Annotated in this window: 17 protein-coding genes; 7 read left to right on the forward strand and 10 right to left on the reverse strand. The window is 63.8% G+C overall.

The genetic code is table 11. The features are described 5' to 3' along the window. Positions 1-200 precede the first annotated feature (200 nt). The gene (cueR, locus tag NKI37_RS12010) at positions 201-620 is read right to left on the reverse strand and encodes a Cu(I)-responsive transcriptional regulator (RefSeq protein ID WP_023703112.1); all 420 of its coding nucleotides are present in this window, start codon (positions 618-620) and stop codon (positions 201-203) included. Between the two features lie 238 nt (positions 621-858). Between cueR and NKI37_RS12015 the strand changes: the two genes are divergently transcribed. Beyond that, positions 859-1,476, forward strand: a complete 618-nt coding sequence (locus NKI37_RS12015) for a L,D-transpeptidase (protein WP_023692663.1) — start codon at positions 859-861, stop codon at positions 1,474-1,476. 182 nt (positions 1,477-1,658) lie between these two features. On the opposite strand, the gene NKI37_RS12020 is transcribed toward NKI37_RS12015, so the two are convergent. The 6 genes from NKI37_RS12020 to NKI37_RS12045 all read right to left on the reverse strand — a co-directional run bounded on the left by NKI37_RS12020 (position 1,659) and on the right by NKI37_RS12045 (position 9,600). Continuing rightward, positions 1,659-2,228, reverse strand: a complete 570-nt coding sequence (locus NKI37_RS12020; RefSeq protein WP_023685140.1) for a NifU family protein — start codon at positions 2,226-2,228, stop codon at positions 1,659-1,661. 201 nt (positions 2,229-2,429) lie between these two features. After that, complete coding sequence (locus NKI37_RS12025) at positions 2,430-2,921, reverse strand: universal stress protein (protein WP_023672856.1); 492 nt, start codon at positions 2,919-2,921, stop codon at positions 2,430-2,432. 101 nt (positions 2,922-3,022) lie between these two features. Beyond that, positions 3,023-4,090 carry a tryptophan--tRNA ligase gene (gene trpS / locus NKI37_RS12030; protein WP_023725837.1) on the reverse strand — a complete coding sequence of 356 codons (1,068 nt, stop codon included), beginning with the start codon at positions 4,088-4,090 and terminating at the stop codon, positions 3,023-3,025. 172 nt (positions 4,091-4,262) lie between these two features. Next, a complete protein-coding gene (gene murJ, locus NKI37_RS12035; protein ID WP_352788998.1) occupies positions 4,263-5,870 on the reverse strand; it encodes a murein biosynthesis integral membrane protein MurJ in 1,608 nt (535 codons plus the stop codon). Between the two features lie 58 nt (positions 5,871-5,928). After that, the gene (locus NKI37_RS12040; protein ID WP_023715570.1) at positions 5,929-8,724 is read right to left on the reverse strand and encodes a [protein-PII] uridylyltransferase; all 2,796 of its coding nucleotides are present in this window, start codon (positions 8,722-8,724) and stop codon (positions 5,929-5,931) included. A gap of 33 nt (positions 8,725-8,757) precedes the next feature. Further along, positions 8,758-9,600, reverse strand: coding sequence for a glycosyltransferase family 25 protein (locus NKI37_RS12045; protein WP_023690024.1), 843 nt, complete (start codon positions 9,598-9,600; stop codon positions 8,758-8,760). A 176-nt stretch (positions 9,601-9,776) separates the two neighbouring features. Between NKI37_RS12045 and NKI37_RS12050 the strand changes: the two genes are divergently transcribed. The 4 genes from NKI37_RS12050 (at position 9,777) to NKI37_RS12065 (ending at position 14,466) form a co-directional block, all read left to right on the forward strand. Continuing rightward, positions 9,777-12,290: a heavy metal translocating P-type ATPase gene (locus NKI37_RS12050; protein ID WP_352788995.1), complete on the forward strand. Its 2,514-nt coding sequence runs from the start codon at positions 9,777-9,779 to the stop codon at positions 12,288-12,290. A 43-nt stretch (positions 12,291-12,333) separates the two neighbouring features. Further along, positions 12,334-12,717, forward strand: a complete 384-nt coding sequence (gene copM / locus NKI37_RS12055) for a CopM family metallochaperone (protein WP_023685134.1) — start codon at positions 12,334-12,336, stop codon at positions 12,715-12,717. Positions 12,718-12,809: 92 nt separating this feature from the next. Further along, on the forward strand, positions 12,810-13,655 hold the full coding sequence (locus NKI37_RS12060; protein WP_023685133.1) for an aldo/keto reductase: 846 nt from the start codon (positions 12,810-12,812) through the stop codon (positions 13,653-13,655). Positions 13,656-13,707: 52 nt separating this feature from the next. After that, positions 13,708-14,466 carry an MBL fold metallo-hydrolase gene (locus NKI37_RS12065; RefSeq protein ID WP_023685132.1) on the forward strand — a complete coding sequence of 253 codons (759 nt, stop codon included), beginning with the start codon at positions 13,708-13,710 and terminating at the stop codon, positions 14,464-14,466. A gap of 4 nt (positions 14,467-14,470) precedes the next feature. Here the strand turns inward: NKI37_RS12065 and NKI37_RS12070 are convergent, their stop codons facing one another. From NKI37_RS12070 to mutS, 3 genes are all read right to left on the reverse strand, one after another. Continuing rightward, positions 14,471-15,025 (reverse strand): TetR/AcrR family transcriptional regulator, encoded by a 555-nt coding sequence (locus tag NKI37_RS12070; RefSeq protein ID WP_023755661.1) that lies wholly within the window; start codon positions 15,023-15,025, stop codon positions 14,471-14,473. 66 nt (positions 15,026-15,091) lie between these two features. Continuing rightward, positions 15,092-15,556 (reverse strand): nuclear transport factor 2 family protein, encoded by a 465-nt coding sequence (locus NKI37_RS12075; RefSeq protein ID WP_023685130.1) that lies wholly within the window; start codon positions 15,554-15,556, stop codon positions 15,092-15,094. 73 nt (positions 15,557-15,629) lie between these two features. After that, positions 15,630-18,359 (reverse strand): DNA mismatch repair protein MutS, encoded by a 2,730-nt coding sequence (gene mutS / locus NKI37_RS12080; RefSeq protein WP_023752996.1) that lies wholly within the window; start codon positions 18,357-18,359, stop codon positions 15,630-15,632. Between the two features lie 165 nt (positions 18,360-18,524). Here mutS and NKI37_RS12085 point away from each other — a divergent pair, with 165 nt between their 5' ends. Together NKI37_RS12085 and NKI37_RS12090 are read left to right on the forward strand one after the other, a co-directional pair. Further along, entirely contained in the window at positions 18,525-19,706 is a 1,182-nt protein-coding gene (locus NKI37_RS12085; RefSeq protein WP_032934763.1) for a glycosyltransferase family protein, read from the forward strand. A 142-nt stretch (positions 19,707-19,848) separates the two neighbouring features. Further along, complete coding sequence (locus NKI37_RS12090; protein ID WP_023698953.1) at positions 19,849-22,128, forward strand: NADP-dependent malic enzyme; 2,280 nt, start codon at positions 19,849-19,851, stop codon at positions 22,126-22,128. The last annotated feature ends 30 nt before the right edge of the window (positions 22,129-22,158 follow it).

Consider the following 22,158-nt stretch of genomic DNA (forward strand, 5'->3'; position numbering starts at 1 on the left):
TCCGCGATCGCACCATATCTGTATCGGCGCGGTCTGGTATTGCTCCGGAACGCCCCTGCGTCCGCCGATCAACTTCCGTTCTTAGCTATAAGGCGGCCGGACTAAAGTCTTGCGCCGGGAGCGCAAAGGTCTGATGTAACCGCTTTGGTTCCGTTCTTGTCCCTTGGACGTTCCCGTATTTTAGTCAGTCGAGATACTACCTATATGGCCGAAGCCGGCCTGTTCTCGAGCAGCGCAGCCCCCGCAATGTCATCCAAAATCGGGCAATCCGGCCGGTCGTCACCATGGCAGGCCTGGATCAGCGTCTGCAAGGTCGTGCGCATCGACTGCAGCTCGCGCACTTTTTCCTCGATGGCGCTGACATGGGCGGCGGCGATCTCGCGCACATCGTGGCTGGCGCGGCTGCGGTCCCGGTAGAGCGCCATCAGCTGGCGGCAATCGTCGATTGAAAAGCCGAGGTTGCGGGCACGGCGCAGGAAGGCCAGCCGATGGATGTCGTCGCTGGAATAATCGCGATAGCCATTGCCGGCGCGCGCCGGCGCGATCAGGCCGATCTCTTCATAGTAGCGGATGGTCTTGGCCGGCAGGCCGGACCGCGCCGCGGCATCGCCTACATTCATTGTGATTCCTCGATGTGGTTCCCTGTTTCTAGGCTATCCGACAGGGCCGCCCATTGTTTTTCCTTCACAATCCCGTGAGTCCTGTTGCCGAAATGCCATAGTTGACGGCTTACCGGCACGTAAGCTCCTGCATATAGGCATCGCGCGCTTGGCAAGCAAAGCAAATGCCAGCATGAATGATTTCAGGAAAAGCGGCCGTAACGTGTCGCGACATCTTGGCGGGGCATCGGACCATTTCATGCGCATGAAGTCATTTGCAATCGTCGCCGCACTTGCGTTGTCGGCCGCGATCTCGGGTTGCAGCACGATCGGCTCGCAACTGTTCACCAACAACTACGGTTCGGTGAACGATGCAGGCTACCAACTGCCGCGCATCCCGATCGAGAGGGTGCCGCTGAAGTACCACCGGCAAGAGGTGAACTACGACACCTCGGAAAAGCCGGGCACCATCGTCGTCGATACCCAGAACAAGTTTCTCTACTTCGTCGAAGGCGACGGCCGGGCGATCCGCTACGGCATCGGCGTCGGCCGCGAAGGCTTTGAATGGCACGGCACCGCCCATATCGCGCTGAAGCGCGAATGGCCGACCTGGACGCCGCCGCGGCAGATGATCCAGCGCCAGCCGGAGCTAGCGAAGTTCGCGAGCGGCATGGAGCCGGGCTTGAAGAACCCGCTCGGCGCGCGCGCCATGTATCTGTTCAACAAGGGCGGCGACATGGGCTACCGCCTGCACGGCAGTCCGGAATGGAATTCGATCGGCAAAGCGATGTCGTCAGGCTGCATCCGGCTGATGAACCAGGACATCATCGACCTCTACGACCGCACTTCGGTCGGTGCCAAGGTCATCGTGATGTAGGACCTTGATCCGGAACCGAGGTCCACGAAAGCGAAAAGTGGAACCGGTTTTCGGGAAGATCAAGGTCAAGATAGGCGTTACCCTTCGTACGCGGACCGTCTAGGCAACAACGGACGTCCAAAACAGAAAACCGGGCAATCTGGCCCGGTTTTTTGTTGCTCGCTCGAATGCGTGAAGGGGTCTTAGGAGACCTGCTCGACCTGCTGTACTTCCGGCACGAAGTGGCGGAGCAGGTTCTGGATGCCGTGCTTCAGCGTCGCCGTCGAGGACGGGCAGCCGGCGCAGGCGCCCTTCATGTGCAGGAACACGGTGCCGTTCTCGAAGCCGCGGAAGGTGATGTCGCCGCCATCCTGGGCAACCGCCGGGCGCACCCTGGTGTCGAGCAATTCCTTGATGGTGATGACCAGTTGCTCATCGGCCTTGTCGTAGAATTCGCCGGTCTGGCTGGTCTCGGCAGCGGGGCCGGCGTTGACCATGACGGGCGCGCCCGACATGAAATGCTCCATGATGGCGCCGAGGATGGCCGGCTTCAGGTGCTGCCAGTCCGGGCCGTCCTTGGTCACGGTGATGAAGTCATAGCCGAAGAAGACGCCGGTCACGCCGGGGATCTCGAACAGGCGGCCGGCCAGCGGCGAGGCGCTGGCTGCACTGTCGGCGTCGCGGAAATCGGCGGTGCCTTCGACAAGCACTTCCTTGCCGGGCAGGAACTTCAGCGTTGCCGGGTTCGGCGTCGATTCGGTCTGGATGAACATGGCCGTCTCCGTGCCCCAGTCGGGCAGCTAGTTTGGAATAGTTCTAAATAGGCTCAATCTGCTGGACATTCAAGCGAAACGCATCGCTCAAAATGGCTGGCTGGCGGAATGTTTTTACTGGCTGGGGATGAATCCCGCGCGGGCTATAAATCCAGGATCGTGATGTTATCCGAACCGCTTCACACTTTCCGGCATCACTCTCTATGCGAGGCTGTCGATCTCCTCGTCGGAAAGGTTCTGCGGCACCACTGTGACGGGAATAGGGAAGGCGGCGCCCTTGCCGGCAACAGCCCCGACCAGCGGCCCGGGTCCTTCCTTGCCGGCACCTGCCGCCAGCACCAGGATGGCGATGTCCTGGTCTTCCTCGATCAGCTTGTGGATCTCCTCGGTCGGCTTGCCTTCGCGCACCACCATCTCGGGCTCGATGCCGAGCTTCTGGCGCACCTTGTTGGCGTAGCCGTCGAGTGCCGCGCGCGCCGTGGCGTTGGCTTCCTCGCGCATGATCTTCTCGACGCCCAGCCAGTGCTGAAAGTCGTCCGGTGTGATGATGTAGAGCAGCACCAGCGTGCCGCTGGTGCTCTGCGCCCGCTTGGAGGCGTACGCGACGGCGCGCTCGCACTCCGGCGTGTCGTCGATGATCGTCAGGAATTTCCTGCGATGGCCGGCTTCGCGACTGAGGCGTTTGGAGACCATGTCTATCTACTCGATGTTTTCGGCCGCAATCTGCCACCGCGACAGACCGGCGGCAAGCCGCCGGCCTTGGGCCAGAATGGTGCGGTGCACTGACGGTAGGATCAGCCCTGCAACAGGCCTATAATGTCGCGTACCGTCTTCATCGTGGTCTCAGCCAGCGCGCCGGCGCGTTCGCCGCCGTCTCTCAGCACCGCGTCGACATGGGCGCGGTCGCCTTCGATGCGGCGCATCTCGCCGGCGATCGGCGCCAGTTTTTCCACGGCAAGGTCGGCAAGCGCCGGCTTGAACACGGAAAACTGCTGGCCGCCGAACTCCTTCAGCACGTCCGCCTTCGACATCTCGGCCAGCCCGGCATAGATGCCGACCAGGTTTTCCGCTTCCGGGCGGCTTTCCAGGCCGTCGACTTCGCTTGGCAACGCTTCCGGGTCGGTCTTGGCCTTGCGGATCTTCTTCGAGATGGTGTCGGCATCGTCGGTCAAATTGATACGCGACAGGTCGGACGGGTCCGACTTCGACATTTTCTTCGAACCGTCGCGCAGGCTCATGATGCGCGCCGCCGGCCCGCCGATCACCGGTTCGGTTATCGGGAAGAACCCGTTTACCGTCTCCTCGCCGACCTGCATCTCGACGCCGACGCCAAGGCTGGCGATGCGGCTCGAAAAGTCATTGTTGAACTTTTGCGCGATGTCGCGGGTCAGCTCCAGATGTTGCTTTTGATCCTCGCCCACCGGCACATGGGTGGCGCGGTAGAGCAGGATGTCGGCCGCCATCAGTGAGGGATAGGCTAGCAGGCCCAGCGAGGCATTTTCGCGGTCCTTGCCGGCCTTGTCCTTGAACTGCGTCATCTTGTTCATCCAGCCGATGCGCGCCACGCAGTTGAAGATCCAGGCAAGCTCGGCATGCTGCATCACCCGCGACTGGTTGAAGACGATGTGCTTCTTCGGGTCGATGCCGGAGGCAAGGAAGGCCGCGGTGATCGAGCGGGTCTGGTCGGCGAGGTCGTCATGGACGAGCTGTGCCGTCAGCGAATGCAGGTCGACGACGCAATAGATGCAGTCTGACGTGTCCTGCAGGGCGACGAATTTCTTGATGGCGCCGAGATAGTTGCCGAGATGCAGATTGCCGGTCGGCTGTACCCCGGAAAAGACGAGCTGTTTGAAGGCGGTCATGATGTCCTCATGGCTTGTGGAGGGCCGTATAAGCGTGATTCCGAAAAGTTGCAGACTTTTCGGAGCCAATCACGCGGCTGGAAACCACGCGCGGCGAAAGTCTTGCGACGGCGCGCTTATGGACGAAGGGGCGGAGAGGATCAAGACCGGTGTTGCTGTTAGCTCGCCCGGACTATTCGTCCAGATCGGCGTTTGGCGCTGGCGCCGCTGCCTTGCCCGAGCCGCGTTTCACATTGCGCCGGATCATGCCGAAATCGGCGCCGCCGGTGGCAAAGGCCGTGATGAAGTAGAGCAGAGCGCCGCCGGCTACCAGCGCCAGCAGCGTCGTTGCCTTGATCACCAGTGGCGAGCCGGGGCCGAGCCTGACGGCCAGCCAGTGCTCGGCGAAATAGAGCGCCACCGCCATCACCGCAGCCGACAGCACCAGGCGCGGAATGCGCTTCAGCAATGGCACGTCGCGGCCCCAATGGCCACGTCGGATCAGCACCGCAAGCAGCATCACCGCGTTGACCCAGCCGGCGACGGCCGAGGCCACCGCAATGCCGGGCGCGCCCATTTTCGGGAACAGCGTCAGCGCGGTGATCACGTTCACGCCGACCGAGATGGCGGCGAACATCATCGGCGTGCGCGTGTCCTCGCGGGCGAAATAGCCGGGAGTGAAGGCCTTGATCAGCACGAAGGCCGGCAGGCCGAGGCCGAAAATCGCCAGGATCGCGGCCACGGTCGGCGTCGAGCCGTTGGCGGCGAAGGCGCCGCGCTCATAGACCAGCCGCACGATCGGCTCCGCCATTACCCAAAGGGCCGCCGCCGCCGGCAAGGTCATGAACAGGGTGAACTCGACCGAGCGGTTCTGCAGATTGGCTGCCTCGACCAGATTGCCCGATTTCAGCGCCCGCGACAGCTCCGGCAACAGCACGATGGCCACCGCGACGCCGACGACGCCGAGCGGCAGCTGGTAGATGCGGTCGGCGTAAGCAAGCGACGACACGGCGCTGTCCTGCGCCGACGCGATCGCCGTGCCGATCAGCTGGTTGATCTGGGTGATGCCGCCGGTGATCGCCGCCGGCAGCGCCAGGATCAGCAGGCGCTTGACGTTGGGCGTCATCTTCGGCCGGCGAAAACCGATGGCGATGCCGGCATTGCGCACAGCCACCCAGACAATGGCGAGCTGTACCAGCCCCGCCGCCAGCACGCCCCAGGACAGGCTGAAACCAACCTCACGGGCATCCATGCCGTGGTACCAGGCGTAGCCGAGCACGCTAATCAGGATGATGTTGAGGAATGCGGGCGCCACGGCAGCCGCGAAATAGCGGCGCAGCGAATTCAGCATGCCGGCCATCATGGCTGCGAGCGACATGCAGATGAGATACGGGAACATGATCGTCGCCAGCAGGACGGTCGTCTCGAATTTGCCCGGCGTGTCGGCAAAGCCCGGCGCCACGAGATAGCGCACGATCAGCGGCATCGCCAATTCCATGACGATGGTCAGCGCCAGAAGTGCGGTGAACAGGACGCCGAACACTTCCTCCGAAAAGCGCTTGGCGCCGTCGGTGCCGTGAGTCTCGATCTCCTTGGCAAACAGCGGCACGAAAGCGGCGTTGAAGGCGCCTTCGGCAAACAGCCGGCGAAACGTGTTGGGAAACTGAAAGGCGGCGTTGAAGGCGTCCGCCACCGGCCCGGTGCCGAGTGCGGCCGCCATCAGCATTTCGCGGCCAAAGCCAAGGGCGCGGCTCATCAGCGTGCCGGACGCAACCATGGCGAATTTCTTGACGAGGCTCATGCGCGGGGAGATTGCCTGGATGATTGGGACAAAGGGGGTGATTGGGACAAAGTGATGGTCACTCGGCCGCCGCCTTGGCCTTGCCGCCGCGCTCTGGGACAACGCCTTCAAGCGCCGCGATCAGCCTGGCGTGGATGGTGGCGGTGCGTGCCGGGTTGTCGATCTTCTGCCCCGTAAGGTCGGTGACATAGAAAGTGTCGATCACCTTCTCGCCGAAGGTGGTGATGTGAGCCGAGGCGATGTCGAGCGAGAGATCGGACAACGCACTGGTGATTTCCGACAACAGCCCAGGCCGGTCCAGTCCCTCGACCTCGATCACCGAAAACCGGTTCGACAGCGTGTTGCGGATTTCGGCGCGCGGCGGAATCTTGAACACCTTGGCGCCGCGCCGCGGCCGGGTGCGCTTCTCGATCATCTCCGGCAGCCAGCTCTTGCCCGACAGCACGTCCTCGATCAGCCGGCCGACGCGCTCGGCGCGACGGCGCTCATCCTCATCGCGGTCGAATTCCCGTGAGATCAGGATGATGTCCAGCGCGCGGCCGTCGGACGTGGTGAAGATCTGCGCGTCGACGATGTTGCCGCCGGCGCCGGCACAGGCGCCGGCAATAACCGAAAGCAGGCGCGGATGGTCCTGCGCCAGCACGGTGATCTCGGTCACCGCCTCGAATTGGTGAGTCCTGACCACGGTGGCGAGCTTCTTGCCTGCCGCGTCGGCTTCGCGAATGAATTCGGCATGGCGCAGCTGATCGGGGAGGTCGACCGTCAGCAGATAGTTCTCGTAATGCAGGCCGACATAGCGCTTGCGGGCCTTGTCCGGCCAATCGGCCAGCGCCTCGGCCAGCCGCTCGCGCGCCGCCGCCGTCCGCTTGGCGCGCGACACTTCCGAGAAGCCGCCGGTCAAAAGCAGTTCGGTCTCGTAGTAGAGCGTGCGCAGGAGCTGGCCCTTCCAGCCGTTCCACACGCCCGGCCCGACACCCCTGATGTCGCAGACGGTCAGGATCAACAGCATTTTTAGCCGCTCAACCGATTGCACGATCGAGGCGAAATCCTCGATCGTCTTGCGGTCGTTGAGGTCGCGCGTCTGCGCCGTCATCGACATCACCAGATGGTTCTCGACCAGCCAGGCGACTGTCTCGGTGTCGGCCGCCGACAGCCCCATATGCGGGCAGATGCGGCGCGCGATCCGGGCGCCGGCCTCTGAGTGATCCTCCGGCCGGCCCTTGGCGATGTCGTGCAGCAGCACCGCGACATAGAGCGCCTCGCGGCTCTTCTCTAGCCCCGGCATCAGCGTGTGCGAGAGCGGATGCACCTTTTCGCCGTCGCCGCGCTCGATCTCGGCCAAGACGCCGATGCAGCGGATCAGGTGCTCGTCCACCGTATAGTGGTGGTACATCGAGAACTGCATCATGGCGACTATTCTGCCGAAATCGGGGATCAGCCTGCCGAGCAGGCCGGCCTCGTTCATGCGCCGCAAATTAAGCTCGGCATTGCGGTCCGAGGTCAGGATGTCGAGGAACAGCCGGTTGGCCTCCTCGTCGCGCCGCAGCGACTTGTTGACCAGACCGAGCGAGCGGGTGAGCAGCTTCAGCGCATCGGGATGGAACTCCAGCCCGTGCTTGTCGGCGAACCAGAACAGCCTGAGCAGATTGACCGGGTCGCGCTCGAACACGCTGTCGTCGGCGACGTTGATGCGGTGATTGTCGACAATGAAGTCCGACGTGCCTGCCAGCTTGCGCTTGCGGCGCTGGAAGGTGAGGAAGATGCGGTTGAAGCCGGGCACATGCTTGGCCTGCTCTTCCTCGAGCGCGGCGCAGAAGATGCGGGTGAGGTCGCCGACATCCTTGGCGACGAGGAAGTAATGCTTCATGAAGCGCTCGACCGCCGACAGACCGGGATGGGTGGTGTAGCCCAGCCGTTCGGCGATCTCGCGCTGGATATCGAAATGCAGCCGTTCCTCTGGCTTGCCGGTGAGGAAATGCATGTGGCAGCGCACCGCCCACAGGAAGTCTTCGGCCTTCTGGAATTCGCGGTACTCGGCCTCGGTGAAGACACCTTTCTCGACCAATTCCTCGCCGGTGCGCACGCGATAGAAGTATTTGGCGATCCAGAACAGCGTCTGCAAATCGCGCAGGCCGCCCTTGCCGTCCTTGACGTTGGGCTCGACCAGATAGCGGCTTTCGCCGGCCTTGGCATGGCGATCGTCGCGTTCGGCGAGCTTGGCCTGCACATATTCCGGTCCGGTGGTGCGCACCACTTCATGGTCGAAGCGAGCGAGCAATTCGTCGAAGAGCTTCTGTTCGCCCCACAGGAACCGCGCTTCCAGGATCGTGGTGCGGATGGTGATATCGCTGCGCGACAGCCTGAGACACTCGTCGATGTTGCGGGTGGCGTGGCCAACCTTCAACCCGAGGTCCCACAGCATATAGAGCATATATTCGACGATCTGTTCGCCCCACGGCGTCTGCTTGTAGGGCAGCAGGAACAACAGGTCGATGTCGGAGCCCGGCGCCAGCGTGCCGCGGCCATAGCCGCCGACGGCGACGACCGCCATGCGCTCTGCGGTCGAGGGGCTTTTCACCCGGTAGACGTGGGTCGCGGCGAACTCGTAGAGGGCGCGGATGATCTCGTCCATCAGATGCGACAGCCGGGCGGCGCAGGCCGTGCCGCTGCCATCGTCCATCAGCATGCGCTCGGCAACCTTGCGGCCCTCGGTCAGCCGATCCTTCAGCAGCCGGAGCGCACCGACGCGCGCGCCGGGCTCGATGCCGCTGGCCGCCGAGATCAGCGCCGTCATGTCGCGGCGCAAAGCCTCGCTGTCGATCAGCGCGTCGAGCTTGAGGGAGATTTTTGCCATGGATTGCCGGTGGGCCTCGCCTTTGCGCGGCGTCTATAGCGCGTTTTCACGGCGCTGTGTATGGGGCGGACGGACGCGTCGGCCGCGATACCAGAAAGGGATGATCATCTCGCGCCGGAGCCGGAAGAGATCGGCGATCTGCCGCGTCAACCGCCTGGTCTCGATCCTTACCTTGGCGGTGATTGGCCTGGGGCGCCGTTTACCTATCCCGCTTGCCACCCATTCCTCTGTTCGCTCCTGCTTGAGCAGGCTTGGCAATCTCACCGGACTGTCGCCGAGGAATTGTGCCTGCAGGCACAATGCTGGGACGAGTTGGTAAATGACCTTGTCGGACGAGGTAGCAAAACGCGGATTGAAGATGAGGTGATCGACGGGAATGCTGATCTCATTCGTTGCCGCAAGAAGGTCCCGCGCGGCCTGTCTGGACAGGATGTATCCCGCCGTACCGATATGGAGCCCGTGCAGTCTGCTCGCAGAAAAACCGTGGCCGCAGGCAACTTGCTTGCGTGAAATTACGGTCCGGTTGAAGAACGTTTCCAACTTGACGATGTCCGCATCGGCGGGAATCCAGCCCGCATCGGCAAGCAAAGCGCCGGCTTTGTCCGGGAAAACGACATCGTCCTCGAAAATCGCGGCGTAAGCATCCTCACCTGCAGCGATCGTCGACCAACACTGTTGGTGGCTGAGCAGGCAGGCAATCTCGGCGTCGGCCAGGCGCAAATGCTTCTTGCCCTGCGGCATTTCGGCCAGATCCGGCCGATCTCGCGCATCGATGGCGGCGACCCGCTCGAAGGCGATGCCGATGCGCGCGAACTCCGCCGTTACATGGGCGAGGCGATCGCGGGACCGATCGAGATTGATAATCAGGCATTTCATTTGGGTGGGATCGATGCAGTGGGACGCGCGTCCATAGCATGGGAACAAAGTTGCGTAAGCGATTTTCCCTCGATGTGCGCGATGACGGCCACGATCGAAAAGTGGAAATCGCCCCTTGACCTTCCAGTTACTGGAAGCACTACCTCCTCACCCAGACAGATATAAGGCACTTTTCGATGGCGCATTCCGAGCATCACCACCACGCGCACGCGGCCGATGGCAACTGCTGTACGGCAAAGGCTGCTGAGCCGGCCGCCGAAGCAGTGGTGCGCGATCCGGTCTGCGGCATGAGCGTCGATCCGGCAGCCGGTAAGCCGACGGCCGAGCATGGCGGCCGTCTCTTTCACTTCTGCAGCGAGGGTTGCCGTACGAAATTCGTCGCCGGGCCCGAAAAATACCTGACCGCCACCGACCCCGTCTGTGGCATGAGTGTCGACCGCGCTACCGCCAGGCATTTTTTCCGCCACGAAGGCCAGGGTTTCTATTTCTGCTCGGCCGGCTGCCGGGCGAAGTTCGAGGCCGAGCCGCAAAACTATCTCGGTGACAGGCCGACGCCGTCGCCAGTGCGGAAAGGCACGCAATACACCTGCCCGATGCATCCCGAAGTGATAAGAGACAAGCCCGGCTCCTGCCCGATCTGCGGCATGGCGCTTGAGCCGATGGGCGTTCCCACTGGCGATGAGGGCCCGAACCCCGAACTGGTAGACTTCACCAGACGGTTCTGGGTCAGCGCGGTGCTGTCCCTGCCGCTGCTGATCGTTGCCATGGCGCCGATGCTCGGCCTGACGTTCCAGGCGTTTGTCGACGGGCGAACGATGGTCTGGCTGGAATTGGCGCTGGCCAGCCCCGTCGTGCTGTGGGCGGCATTCCCGTTCTTCCATCGCGGCTGGGAGTCGCTGGTCAACCGCAGCCCCAACATGTGGACGCTGATCTCGCTCGGTGTGGGTGCGGCCTACCTCTACAGTGTCGCCGCCACGCTGTTTCCCAACATCTTTCCGCATCAGTTCCGTGGCCATGGCGGCACCGTCCCGGTCTATTTCGAGGCAGCTTCCGTCATCGTCGCGCTGGTATTCCTCGGTCAGGTGCTCGAATTGCGGGCGCGCGAAAAGACCGGCTCGGCCATCCGTGCGCTGCTCGACCTGGCGCCGAAGACGGCACGGCTGATCGGGGAGGACGGCTCCGACACCGACGTGCCGCTCGTTGCGGTCAAGGCCGGCGACCACCTGCGCCTCCGTCCGGGCGACGCCGTGCCGGTCGACGGCACTGTAACGGAAGGCCGTTCCTCCATCGACGAATCGATGATCTCGGGCGAGCCGCTGCCGGTCGAAAAAACGAAAGGCGATGCCTTGACCGGCGGCACGCTCAACAAGAACGGTTCGCTGATCATGCGCGCCGAAAAGGTCGGCTCCGAAACGACGCTTTCGCGCATCGTCGAGCTGGTCGCAAAGGCGCAGCGTTCGCGCGCGCCGATTCAAGGTTTAGCCGACCGCGTCTCCTTCTACTTCGTGCCGGCCGTCGTGCTGGTCGCGCTCATGGCCTTTGCCGCCTGGGCGATCTTCGGTCCCGAACCCAGCTTGATCTTTGCCATCGTCTCGGCGGTCTCGGTGCTGATCATCGCCTGCCCCTGCGCGCTCGGCCTGGCGACGCCGATGTCGATCATGACTGCCACCGGGCGCGGGGCGCACGCGGGCGTGCTGATCAAGGACGCGGCCGCGCTCGAGCGCTTCGCTTCGGTCGACACGTTGATCGTCGACAAGACCGGCACCTTGACCGAAGGCAAGCCTCGCTTGACCGATGTCGTCGCTGCCGAAGGCCTGTCTGAGAATGAATTGCTGGCGCTCGCCGCCGGCCTGGAAAAAGGCTCGGAGCATCCGCTGGCCGAGGCCATTGTCGGCGGCGCCGGCGAACGCGGCCTGACGCTCGTTGAGGCCGGCGGCTTCGACGCCGTCACCGGCAAGGGCGTATCCGGCACGGTGTCTGGCAGGAAGGTTTCGCTCGGCAACGCCGCCATGATGGCCGATGTCGGCATCGACACCGCTTCCCTGTCGGCCAGGGCCGAGGCGCTGCAGGCAGAAGGCAAGACGGCGATGTTCGTTGCGGTGGACAAAAAACTGGCCGGCATTGTCGCGGTCGCCGATCCGGTCAAGGCAACGACAGCCGAGGCGATCAGGGCGCTGCACGACAGAGGCTTGCGGATCATCATGGCGACCGGCGACAATGAATGCACGGCGCGCGCCATCGCCAAAAGCCTTGGCATTGACGAGGTGCGCGCCGGCCTGCTGCCGGAACAAAAGGCAGCCCTTGTCGAGGAGTTGCGTGCGAAAGGTGCCGGCGTAGCCATGGCCGGCGACGGCGTCAACGATGCGCCGGCCCTGGCCAGCGCCGATGTCGGCATCGCCATGGGCACCGGCGCCGATGTCGCTGTCGAGAGCGCCGGCATTACGCTGGTCAAGGGCGATCTCAACGGCATCGTCAGGGCCCGAACGCTCGCCCAGGGGACGATCCGCAACATCCGCCAGAATCTGTTTTTCGCCTTCCTCTACAATGTGCTTGGCGTGCCGGTTGCCGCCGGCGTGCTCTATCCGCTCACCGGCACGCTTTTGTCGCCGATGCTGGCGGCGGCGGCCATGAGCCTGTCTTCGGTTTCGGTCATCGCCAACGCATTGCGGCTGCGGACGTTGAAACTCTGAGCAAAGCCCCCAGATACGAATATCAATCAACAGGAGATCATGGATGACCTTGGCTAAGAAGATCGTGCTTTTGATGATGGCGGCGGGAATGCTGCTTGCCGTTTTCCTCGAAAGCGTCCCGGCGCAATCCGAAGAGATGAAACACGACATGGGCGCGATGGGCGCGCAAGGTCCTTCGACCGACGGCTACAAGGCGGCGATGGACAAGATGCACACCGACATGATGATCGAATATTCCGGCAATGCCGATGTCGATTTCGTGCGCGGCATGATCCCGCATCATCGGGGCGCGATCGACATGGCCAAGGTGGAACTCGCCAATGGCAAGGATCCCGAAATCCGCAAGCTGGCCGAAGATGTCATCGCCGCGCAGGAAGCCGAGATCGCCAAGATGCAGGCCTGGCTCGCCGCCCATCCGGCGAAGTAAGGCAGCAACGGCCATGCCGGAGAGATTCATTCTGGATTTCTCTCCGTGCTTGTGATGCCATTCGCATCGATTACACGGCGCCAGGAGCCCACATGCCATCGACGATAAGAGCCACCACACTGCCTTCGGGCGAGGCCGTCCAGGTGCTGGGACAGGGCACATGGAAGATGGGCGAGGATTCCCGCCGCCGCGCCGGCGAGGTCAATGCCCTGAAGCTCGGGCTGGACCTCGGCATCACGTTGATCGACACCGCTGAAATGTATGCCAGCGGCGGCGCCGAGGAGGTGGTAGCGGAAGCCATTGCCGGGCGCCGCGACGAACTCTTTCTTGTCTCCAAGGTATTGCCGTCCAATGCCTCGCGCGCCGGCGTGGCGCGGGCCTGCGAAAACAGCTTGAAGCGCCTGCGCACCGACCGCATCGATCTCTATCTCCTGCACTGGCCGGGCAGTGTGCCTCTATCTGAAACCGTCGAGGCTTTCGAGGCGCTGAAGGAGGCCGGCAAGATACGCCACTGGGGTGTCAGCAATTTCGACACCGACGAAATGGAGGAGCTGACCGGCCTGTCGTCTGGCAATCATGTCCAGACCAACCAGGTGCTCTACAATCTGTCGCGGCGCGGCCCCGAATTCGATCTCGCACCGTGGAGCCGGCAGCGCGGCATCCCGCTGATGGCCTATTCGCCGGTCGAGCAGGGCGCGCTGGCGCGCAATTCCAGGCTGGAAACCATCGCCGCCCGCCACAACGCCACGGCAGCACAGATCGCGCTTGCCTGGGTGATGGCGCAGCCCGGTGTCATCGCCATCCCGAAGGCGAGCAGCCAGGAGCATGTCCGCCAGAATGTTGCCGCGCTCGACATCGAGCTGACGGCCGAAGACCTCGCCGAACTCGACCGCGCCTTTCCACCGCCGACGCGCAAGCGCGGGCTGGAGATGATCTAGATTGGAACGGGTTTCGACCGGGTATCATCATACGGCGTATAGAGTCGGAGCCATGACGGTCACGTCGCTGCGCGACGGTTACGTCGACATGCCAATCAGGCGGCTGCGCCAGCCCGGAGACCGGACATTCGGTGACAACCTGCCCTCGCATGTACCGCTCGTCGACGGTGCGCTCAGGCTGTCGGTCAACGCCTTCGCCATCGATGACGGCGACGACATCACGCTGATCGACACAGGGGCTTCGAACGCCTGGCACCCGACAATGGGGCACCTGCCCGAGGCGCTGCGCGAGGCGAAGATCGCCACCGACCGGATTCGGACTGTTGCTTTCACCCACACCCATCTCGACCATATACACGGGCTCATCCTTGCCGATGGTGGCGACGGCTTCCCGCAGCTCTCTCGCCTGCTTGTCCCGCGCGCTGAGCTCGGCATGTTTCGCGACGTGGCGAGGCTGGAATGCTTCCACGATCGCGCCCAGCCTCTCGATGCTGGACAGCGCGTCAGCGCTGACATCGATACGATCGGCTCCGCTGGCCATGAAGCCGGCCACACTTGCTTTCGCGTTGTGAGCGCAGGCGAAACACTGTTGATCTGGGGCGACATCGTACATGTGCCGTCGCTTCAATTCGCTCGACCCGAGATCACGTGGGAATTCGACGCAGACCAGCAGCAGGCGAGGGCAAGCCGGTTGCAAATGCTGGCGCTTGCGGCCAACAACGACTGCTACGTCGCCGGCGCGCATCTTGATTCGCCCGGCGTCGGCCGGGTTTTTCGAACCGAGACGGCTTTCCGCTTCGAGCCCTTGTAGCACTCTAGCCGAGCGCCGCCCGCGCCCGTCGCAACGCGCGCGAAAACACTGCGGTGTCGTCGAAGGCGCGCGCCAGCGTGAGCGCGCCCTGGATGGCGCCGACCGTTTCTTCGGCGAGTTCGTCCGCCCTGGCAGCGCTGTGCCCGCTTCGGGTCAGCGCTTCGGCAAGATGCGCCACCCAGCGGCCGAAATAGCTTTTGATCGCAATGGCGAAGAGGTCGCGGGATTCGTCCAGCGCGAAGGCGCCGATCAGGCACACCCGGCGTCCCGAGCGGAAATAGCTGTCGGTCGCTTCGAACATCCGATCGATACCCGTGCGAGGGTAGGCCCTGTCCTGCAACGGCACGAAGACATTCTCCTCGAACCAGCCATTTATATGGGCAATGACAGCCGCCGCCATCTCTTCCTTGCCGCCGGGGAAGAAGTGGTAAAGGCTGCCTTTGCCTAGGCCGGTCGCCGCACCGATCCGCGCCAGGCTCGCCCCTTCATAGCCGTGTTCGCGGAAAACCTCGCCGATGATGGAGAGCAAATCGGCGCGATCGGGCGCGATCCTGCGCATGCGCTAGTTTTTCCGCTTGAGCATGATCTTTGCCGAAAACCGCGACACAGCTCTAGGGATCATATTCTAAAATCCGAGTTCGGACAGGCCGGGATGGTCGTCCGGTCGGCGGCCGAGCGGCCAGTGATATTTGCGCTCACCCTCGGCGATCGGCAGGTCGTTGATGCTGGCGACGCGCCTACGCATCAGCCCGGCCGCGTCGAATTCCCAATTCTCATTGCCGTAGGAGCGGAACCAGTGGCCACTGTCGTCGCGCCATTCATAGGCAAAGCGCACCGCGATGCGGTTGTCGTTCCAGGTCCAGACCTCCTTGATCAGGCGGTAGTCGAGCTCGCGAGCCCATTTGCGCGTGAGGAAGGAGACGATCTCATTTCTGCCCGAGACGAACTCGGCGCGGTTGCGCCAGGTGCTGTCCTGCGTATAGGCGAGCGAAACCCGTTCGGGATCGCGGCTGTTCCAGGCGTCTTCGGCAAGCCGAGCCTTCTGCGCGGCGGTCTCGGCGGTGAAGGGCGGCAGCGGCGGACGGCTCATGTCATTCTCCCATCGGCAAAGGCGATGGCGAGCATTGTACCAATCGGTACAATTGGTCAAGGCCGAAATCGGGCTAGGTTTTCCCCGCCAGCCCCTTCAGCCGGTAGAGCGCTTCCAGCGCCTCGCGCGGCGTCATCTCGTCTGGATTGATCTCACCCAGCGCTGCGCCCAATGCGTCGCTCTCCGCAGGCTTTGCCGCTTCCCGCTTCATTGCCACCGAAAACAGCGGCAGATCGTCGACCAGTCGGTTGGCCTTGCCGGAGACATCGCCTTCCTCGAGCTGATGCAGCACCTCTTTGGCGCGGCCGACCACCGCTTCCGGCAGACCGGCAAGGCGAGCGACCTGAACGCCATAGGAGCGATCGGCGGCACCCTTGCCGACCTCGTGCAGGAAGACGACGTCGCCTTCCCACTCCTTGACCCGCATCGTGACATTGTGCAGTCGCGGCAGCTTGCCGGAGAGTGCCGTCATTTCGTGGAAATGAGTGGCGAAGATCGCCCGGCAGCGGTTCTTCTCGTGCAGATACTCGACCGCCGCCCAGGCGATCGACAGGCCATCGAAGGTGGCGGTGCCGCGGCCGATTTCGTCGAGGATCACCAGCGCCCGCTCACCGGCCTGGTTGAGGATCGCGGCCGTCTCTACCATCTCGACCATAAAGGTGGAGCGGCCACGCGCCAGATCGTCCGAGGCGCCGACGCGCGAGAACAGCCTGTCGACGACGCCGATATGGGCCGATGTCGCCGGCACGAAGGAGCCGGTCTGGGCAAGGATGGCGATCAGTGCGTTTTGCCGCAGGAAGGTCGACTTACCGCCCATATTCGGACCGGTGAGCAGCCAGATGGCGCCGGCCTTGGCACCGTCTTGCGGCGACAGATCGCAATCATTGGCGACGAACGGCCCTTCGCCCGAACGGCGAAGCGCCTGTTCGACCACCGGATGGCGTCCGCCCGAGATGTCGAAGGCGAGGCTGGAATCGACCAGCGGCCGGCACCAGGCTTCGCTCTCCGACAACAGCGCGAGCGCCGCCGACACGTCGAGTACGGCGAGCGCATCGGCGCCGGCGCGGATCTTCTGCGCCTCGCCGACCGCCTCAGCCGTCAGCGTATCGAAAGCGGCAAGCTCGATGCTCAGCGCCCGGTCAGCGGCATTGGCGATTTTGGTCTCGAGTTCGGCAAGTTCCGTCGTGGTGAAACGCATGGCATTGGCCATGGTCTGGCGGTGGATGAAGCGTGCCTTGGCGCCATCGCTGCCGGTCATGATCGAATGATGGTTGGCGGTCACCTCGATGTAATAGCCCAGCACATTGTTGTGGCGGATCTTCAGCGAGCGGATGCCAGTCTCCTCGATCAGCGAGCGCTCCAGCCCGGCGATCACCTTGCGAGACTCATCGCGCAGCGCCCGCATCTCGTCGAGCTCGGCATGGTAGCCGCCGCGCACGAAGCCGCCGTCGCGCCTCAGCAGCGGCAGTTCCTCGCCAAGAGCCTGGGTCAGATGCCCGGCCAGCGCGCGCGGCAGCGCCTTTATCGCGGCAAGTGCCGCTGTCAGCTCCGCGGGCAGGACGGCCGTTCCGAACAGTTCGGCAATGGTGGCCGCCGCTTCGAAGCCGGCACGCAGCGCGCCGAGATCGCGCGGGCCGCCGCGGTTGAGCGCCAGCCGCGACAGCGCCCGCGGCATGTCGGCGACGCTCTTCAGGCCTGACCGCACCGCCTGGCAAAGCTGCGTCTCCGCACGGAAGAACGACACAGAATCGAGCCTGGCGCCGATCGCCGCCGGGTCAGTCAGCGGCGCCATCAGCCGGTCGGCGAGCAGCCTGGCGCCGCCGCCGGTGACCGTGCGGTCTATAGCCTTGAACAGCGAGCCGTCGCGGCTGCCCGACAGCGTGCGCAACAGTTCCAGATTGCCGCGTGTCGCAGGATCGATGAACAGCGTCGAGCCCTGCTCCTCGCGTTCGGGACGCGACAAAGGCGGCCGCTCGGCCTTCTGCGTCTTTTCGACATAGGCGATGGCGCCCGAGATCGCCGACAATTCGGCGCGCGAGAAGGCGCCGAAACTGTCCGGCGTCGCCACTTCGAAGAAACGCGCGATCCGCCCCGCTGCCGAAGCCGAATCGAAAAGCGACGGCGGCTGCGGGCTGGCAACGCGGCCAATGACGTCGAACACCGGCTTCAACTCGGGATCGTAAAACACCGGCTCGGCGACGATCAGCTCGCGCGGGTCGACGCGGAAGACATCGGCCAGCAGGCGGTCGGTCGTGGTTTCGGCGACGCGGAAGACGCCGGTCGAGATCTCGATCCAGGCCAGGGCGAAGGCGTCACCGCTGTTGCCGCCCTTCACCCGCCCTAGCGCCATCAGGAAGCTCGATTCCGACGGCGCCAGCAATTTATCCTCGGTGATGGTGCCTGGCGTCACCAGGCGCACCACGTCACGGCGTACGACCGATTTGCCGCCGCGCTTCCTGGCTTCCGCCGGGTCCTCGATCTGCTCGCACACGGCAACGCGAAAACCTTGGCCGATCAGCTTTTGCAGATAGTCGTCGGCCGCATGCACCGGCACGCCGCACATCGGAATGTCGTTACCCTGGTGCTTGCCGCGCTTGGTCAGGACGATGCCCAGCGCCTTGCTCGCCTTTTCGGCGTCGTCGAAGAACAGCTCGTAAAAATCGCCCATGCGGTAGAACAGCAGAGAATCCGGGTTCGCCGCCTTGATCTCGATATATTGCTCCATCATCGGCGTGACGCTGCCGACGGGCGCAGGCGGTGTCACCTCGGGGGCGTCGGTTTCTGCTGAAGTGTGCATGTTCATGCCCGCACGCTAGCAGATGTGGGTGCGGGGTTTAATGCCGGCGGCCCGAAAAGCAGGGGACGACCGGCCTCGACGGCGGCTTGTGCTCCCTCTACGCCGGGTGAAGCCGTTGGTTGCTTCGGGCGCCAACCAGACCCTATGATCGCCATGGCGGGGATAAGCGGCATGGATCAGGACAAACAGGAGGCGTTCGAAGAGCTGGTCGGTCCGGCTGGATCGGCGCTTGAGCGCCTGCTGCTGTTGGCGGCGCGGCGCGTCCACCGCACCAAAGGCAAGCTCAGGGGGACACTGCGCAAGCGCGTCCCCTTCCTCCTGCCGACACGCGGGCCGCTGTCCGATGTCGATGGCGGCATCGACATGTCGCTGCATGTGCTCAGCCGCGACCCGCTGGTGCTCTATGTCCCGATTGGCGGGTCGCGGCCGCTCTATCCGCTGGCAGCGCTCGGCCGGCGCCTGGCGGCGCGCCGCGTCACCTTCCTGACGATGCAGACCTGGACCATGGAGCGGCCGGCTGTCATCGCCCGGATGGGCCGCGATCTCGCCTGGTATGCCGGCCGGTTTCCGCTGCACGAAATCATCTTCCTGTGCAACACCGAGGAAGAGCGCCGTCTCATCGCAGCTGCGGGCGGCAATGCCATCTTCTCCAACCACAATCTGATGGTGTCGGAGGATATATTCCGGCCGCTGCCGGACGTGCCGGTCGAATTCGACGCGGTCTACAATGGCCGCATCTCGCCGATCAAACGCCATCACCTGGCCTTCGACATAGAGCGGCTGGCCCACATCACCTATTCGATCGGCGAATTGCCGCCGGTTGCCGCCCGCGCCTTTGTTCGGCGACTGCAGGCGCGTTCGCCGCTCCACCAGATCGCCAATCCGCTCGTCGACGGCTGGCCGGGCAAGCTGACGGCGCAACAGGTCAACCACGTCTACAACCAGGCCGCCGTCGGGCTGTGCCTGTCGGCCGTGGAAGGAGCGATGTACTCCTCGATGGAATATCTGATGGCCGGCCTGCCGATCGTCAGTACGCCGAGCCTTGGCGGTCGCGACGTCTATTTCGATCCGGATTATTGCATCGTCGCCGATCCGGAACCGGCTGCCATTCGCCGCGCCGTCGAGACGCTGCGAGATCGTGCCATACCGCGTCAGCACATCCGCCGCCGCACGCTGGAGAAGGTTCACGCCCAGCGCATCGAACTCATGGCGTTCCTGACTGCATTGCTGCGGCGCAAGGGAAGCCGTGCGCCACCCATCGAGACGTGGCCTTTCCCCGGCACAGACGGCATGATGCGGCGGGGAACGGTGCGCGAAATCGCTGCCTTCGTCAGCGAGCCAGAGCCGACGTGACGCCGTTCGACTTCGGGAGATTCGCTGCGGGCGTGAAGATCGCTTGGCGATTTACAGCGGTGGCGTGTAGCCTTGATCCAGAAGTTTCAAAAACACGCACCCGTCTCAAGGGGGCGACACCGGCGAGGAAATCAAAAGCATCATGGCCAAGAAAACCGAAAATAGCGGCCCCTCCGTCAGCGCCGAGGAGGCGCTGGAATTCCACGCCATGGGCCGCCCCGGCAAGCTGGAGATCGTCGCCACCAAGCCGATGGCGACGCAGCGCGATCTGAGCCTCGCCTATTCGCCGGGTGTCGCGGTTCCTGTGCTGGCCATTGCCGAAGACCCCAGCCGCGCTTTCGACTACACGACGCGCGGCAACATGGTCGCCGTCATATCCAACGGCACCGCCATTCTCGGCCTCGGCAATCTCGGCGCGCTGGCCTCCAAGCCGGTTATGGAAGGCAAGGCGGTGCTGTTCAAGCGTTTCGCCGATGTTGACTCCATCGACCTCGAAGTCGACACCGAGGATGCCGACGAGTTCATCAATTGCGTGCGCTTTCTTGGGCCGTCTTTCGGCGGCATCAACCTGGAAGACATCAAGGCGCCGGAATGCTTCATCATCGAGCAGCGCCTGCGCGAACTGATGGACATCCCGGTCTTCCACGACGACCAGCACGGCACCGCCATCATCTCGGCCGCCGGGCTGATCAACGCGCTGGAGATCACCGGCCGCGACATGAAGACCACGAAAATGGTCTGCAACGGCGCCGGTGCGGCCGGTATCGCCTGCATCGAACTGATGAAGGCGATGGGCTTTGCCCCCGACAACATCATTCTGTGCGACACCAAGGGCGTCGTCTACCAGGGTCGCACCGAGGGCATGAACCAGTGGAAGTCGGCGCATGCGGTCAAGACCGACACGCGCAGCCTGGCCGAGGCGCTCGACGGCGCCGATGTCTTCCTCGGCCTGTCGGCCAAGGGTGCGTTGACCACCAAGATGGTGCAGTCGATGGCCAAGAACCCGATCATCTTCGCCATGGCCAACCCCGACCCGGAGATCACACCCGAGGAAGTGGCCGAGATCCGCACCGATGCCATCATGGCCACCGGGCGTTCCGACTATCCGAACCAGGTCAACAATGTGCTGGGCTTCCCCTACATCTTCCGCGGTGCGCTGGATGTCAGGGCCACCACCATCAATGACGACATGAAGATCGCCGCAGCGAGAGCGCTGGCCGACCTGGCGCGCAAGGACGTGCCCGACGATGTCGCCGCCGCCTATCAGGGCAACCGGCCGAAATTCGGCCCGAACTACATCATCCCGGTGCCGTTCGATCCGCGCCTGATCTCGGCCATCCCGCTCGCGGTGGCCAAGGCGGCGATGGAGTCGGGCGTCGCCCGCAAGCCTATCCTCGACCTCGACCGCTACGCGCAGGAGCTGTCGGCCCGCCGCGACCCGATCGCTTCGACCTTGCAGCGCATCTACGATCGCGTCCGCCGCCAGCCCAAGCGCATCGTCTTTGCCGAGGGCGAGGAAGAACAGGTGATGCGCGCCGCCGTCTCCTATGTGAACCAGAAGCTCGGCACCGCGATCCTGCTCGGCCGCGACGATGTAATCAAGGAAAACGCCAGGCACGCCGGCATCGACCTGAACAAGCAAGGCATCGAGATCATCAATGCCAGGCTTTCGCGCCGCAACGGCATCTACACCGATTATCTCTACGAGCGCATGCAGCGCAAAGGCTTCCTGTTCCGCGACTGCCAGCGGCTGATCAACAACGACCGCAACCATTTCGCTGCCTGCATGGTGGCGCTGGGCGATGCCGACGGCATCGTCACCGGCGTCACCCGCAACTATTCCACGGCGCTTGACGATATCCGCCGCGTCATCGACGCCAAGCCCGGACACCGCGTCATCGGCGTCTCCATCGTGCTCGCGCGGGGCAAAACAGTCCTCGTCGCCGATACCGCCGTGCACGACATGCCCAATGCCGAACAGATCGCCGACATCGCCGAAGAGGCGGCGGGATTTGCCCGCCGCATGGGCTACGAGCCGAGGCTCGCCATGCTTGCCTATTCGACCTTCGGCCACCCGCAGGGCGAACGCTCCGAGCGGGTGCAGGAAGCGGTGCGTATCCTCGACAAGCGCCGCGTCGATTTCGAATATGACGGCGAGATGGCCGCCGACGTTGCGTTGAACGCCCGTGCCATGGCGCAGTATCCGTTCATCCGGCTGACCGGCCCGGCCAACGTGCTGATCATGCCGGCGTTCCACTCGGCCTCGATCTCGACCAAGATGCTGCAGGAACTCGGCGGCTCCACCGTCATCGGCCCGCTGCTGGTCGGCTTGAACAAACCGGTCCAGATCGTCTCGCTCAACGCCAAGGATTCGGACATCGTCAACATGGCTGCGATCGCGGCCTATAGCGCGGGAGCCTGATTGGCGGCAAAATCGCCAACGCATAAGAGA

Source organism: Mesorhizobium sp. M0626 (assembly GCF_040320665.1).
Taxonomy (GTDB): domain Bacteria; phylum Pseudomonadota; class Alphaproteobacteria; order Rhizobiales; family Rhizobiaceae; genus Mesorhizobium.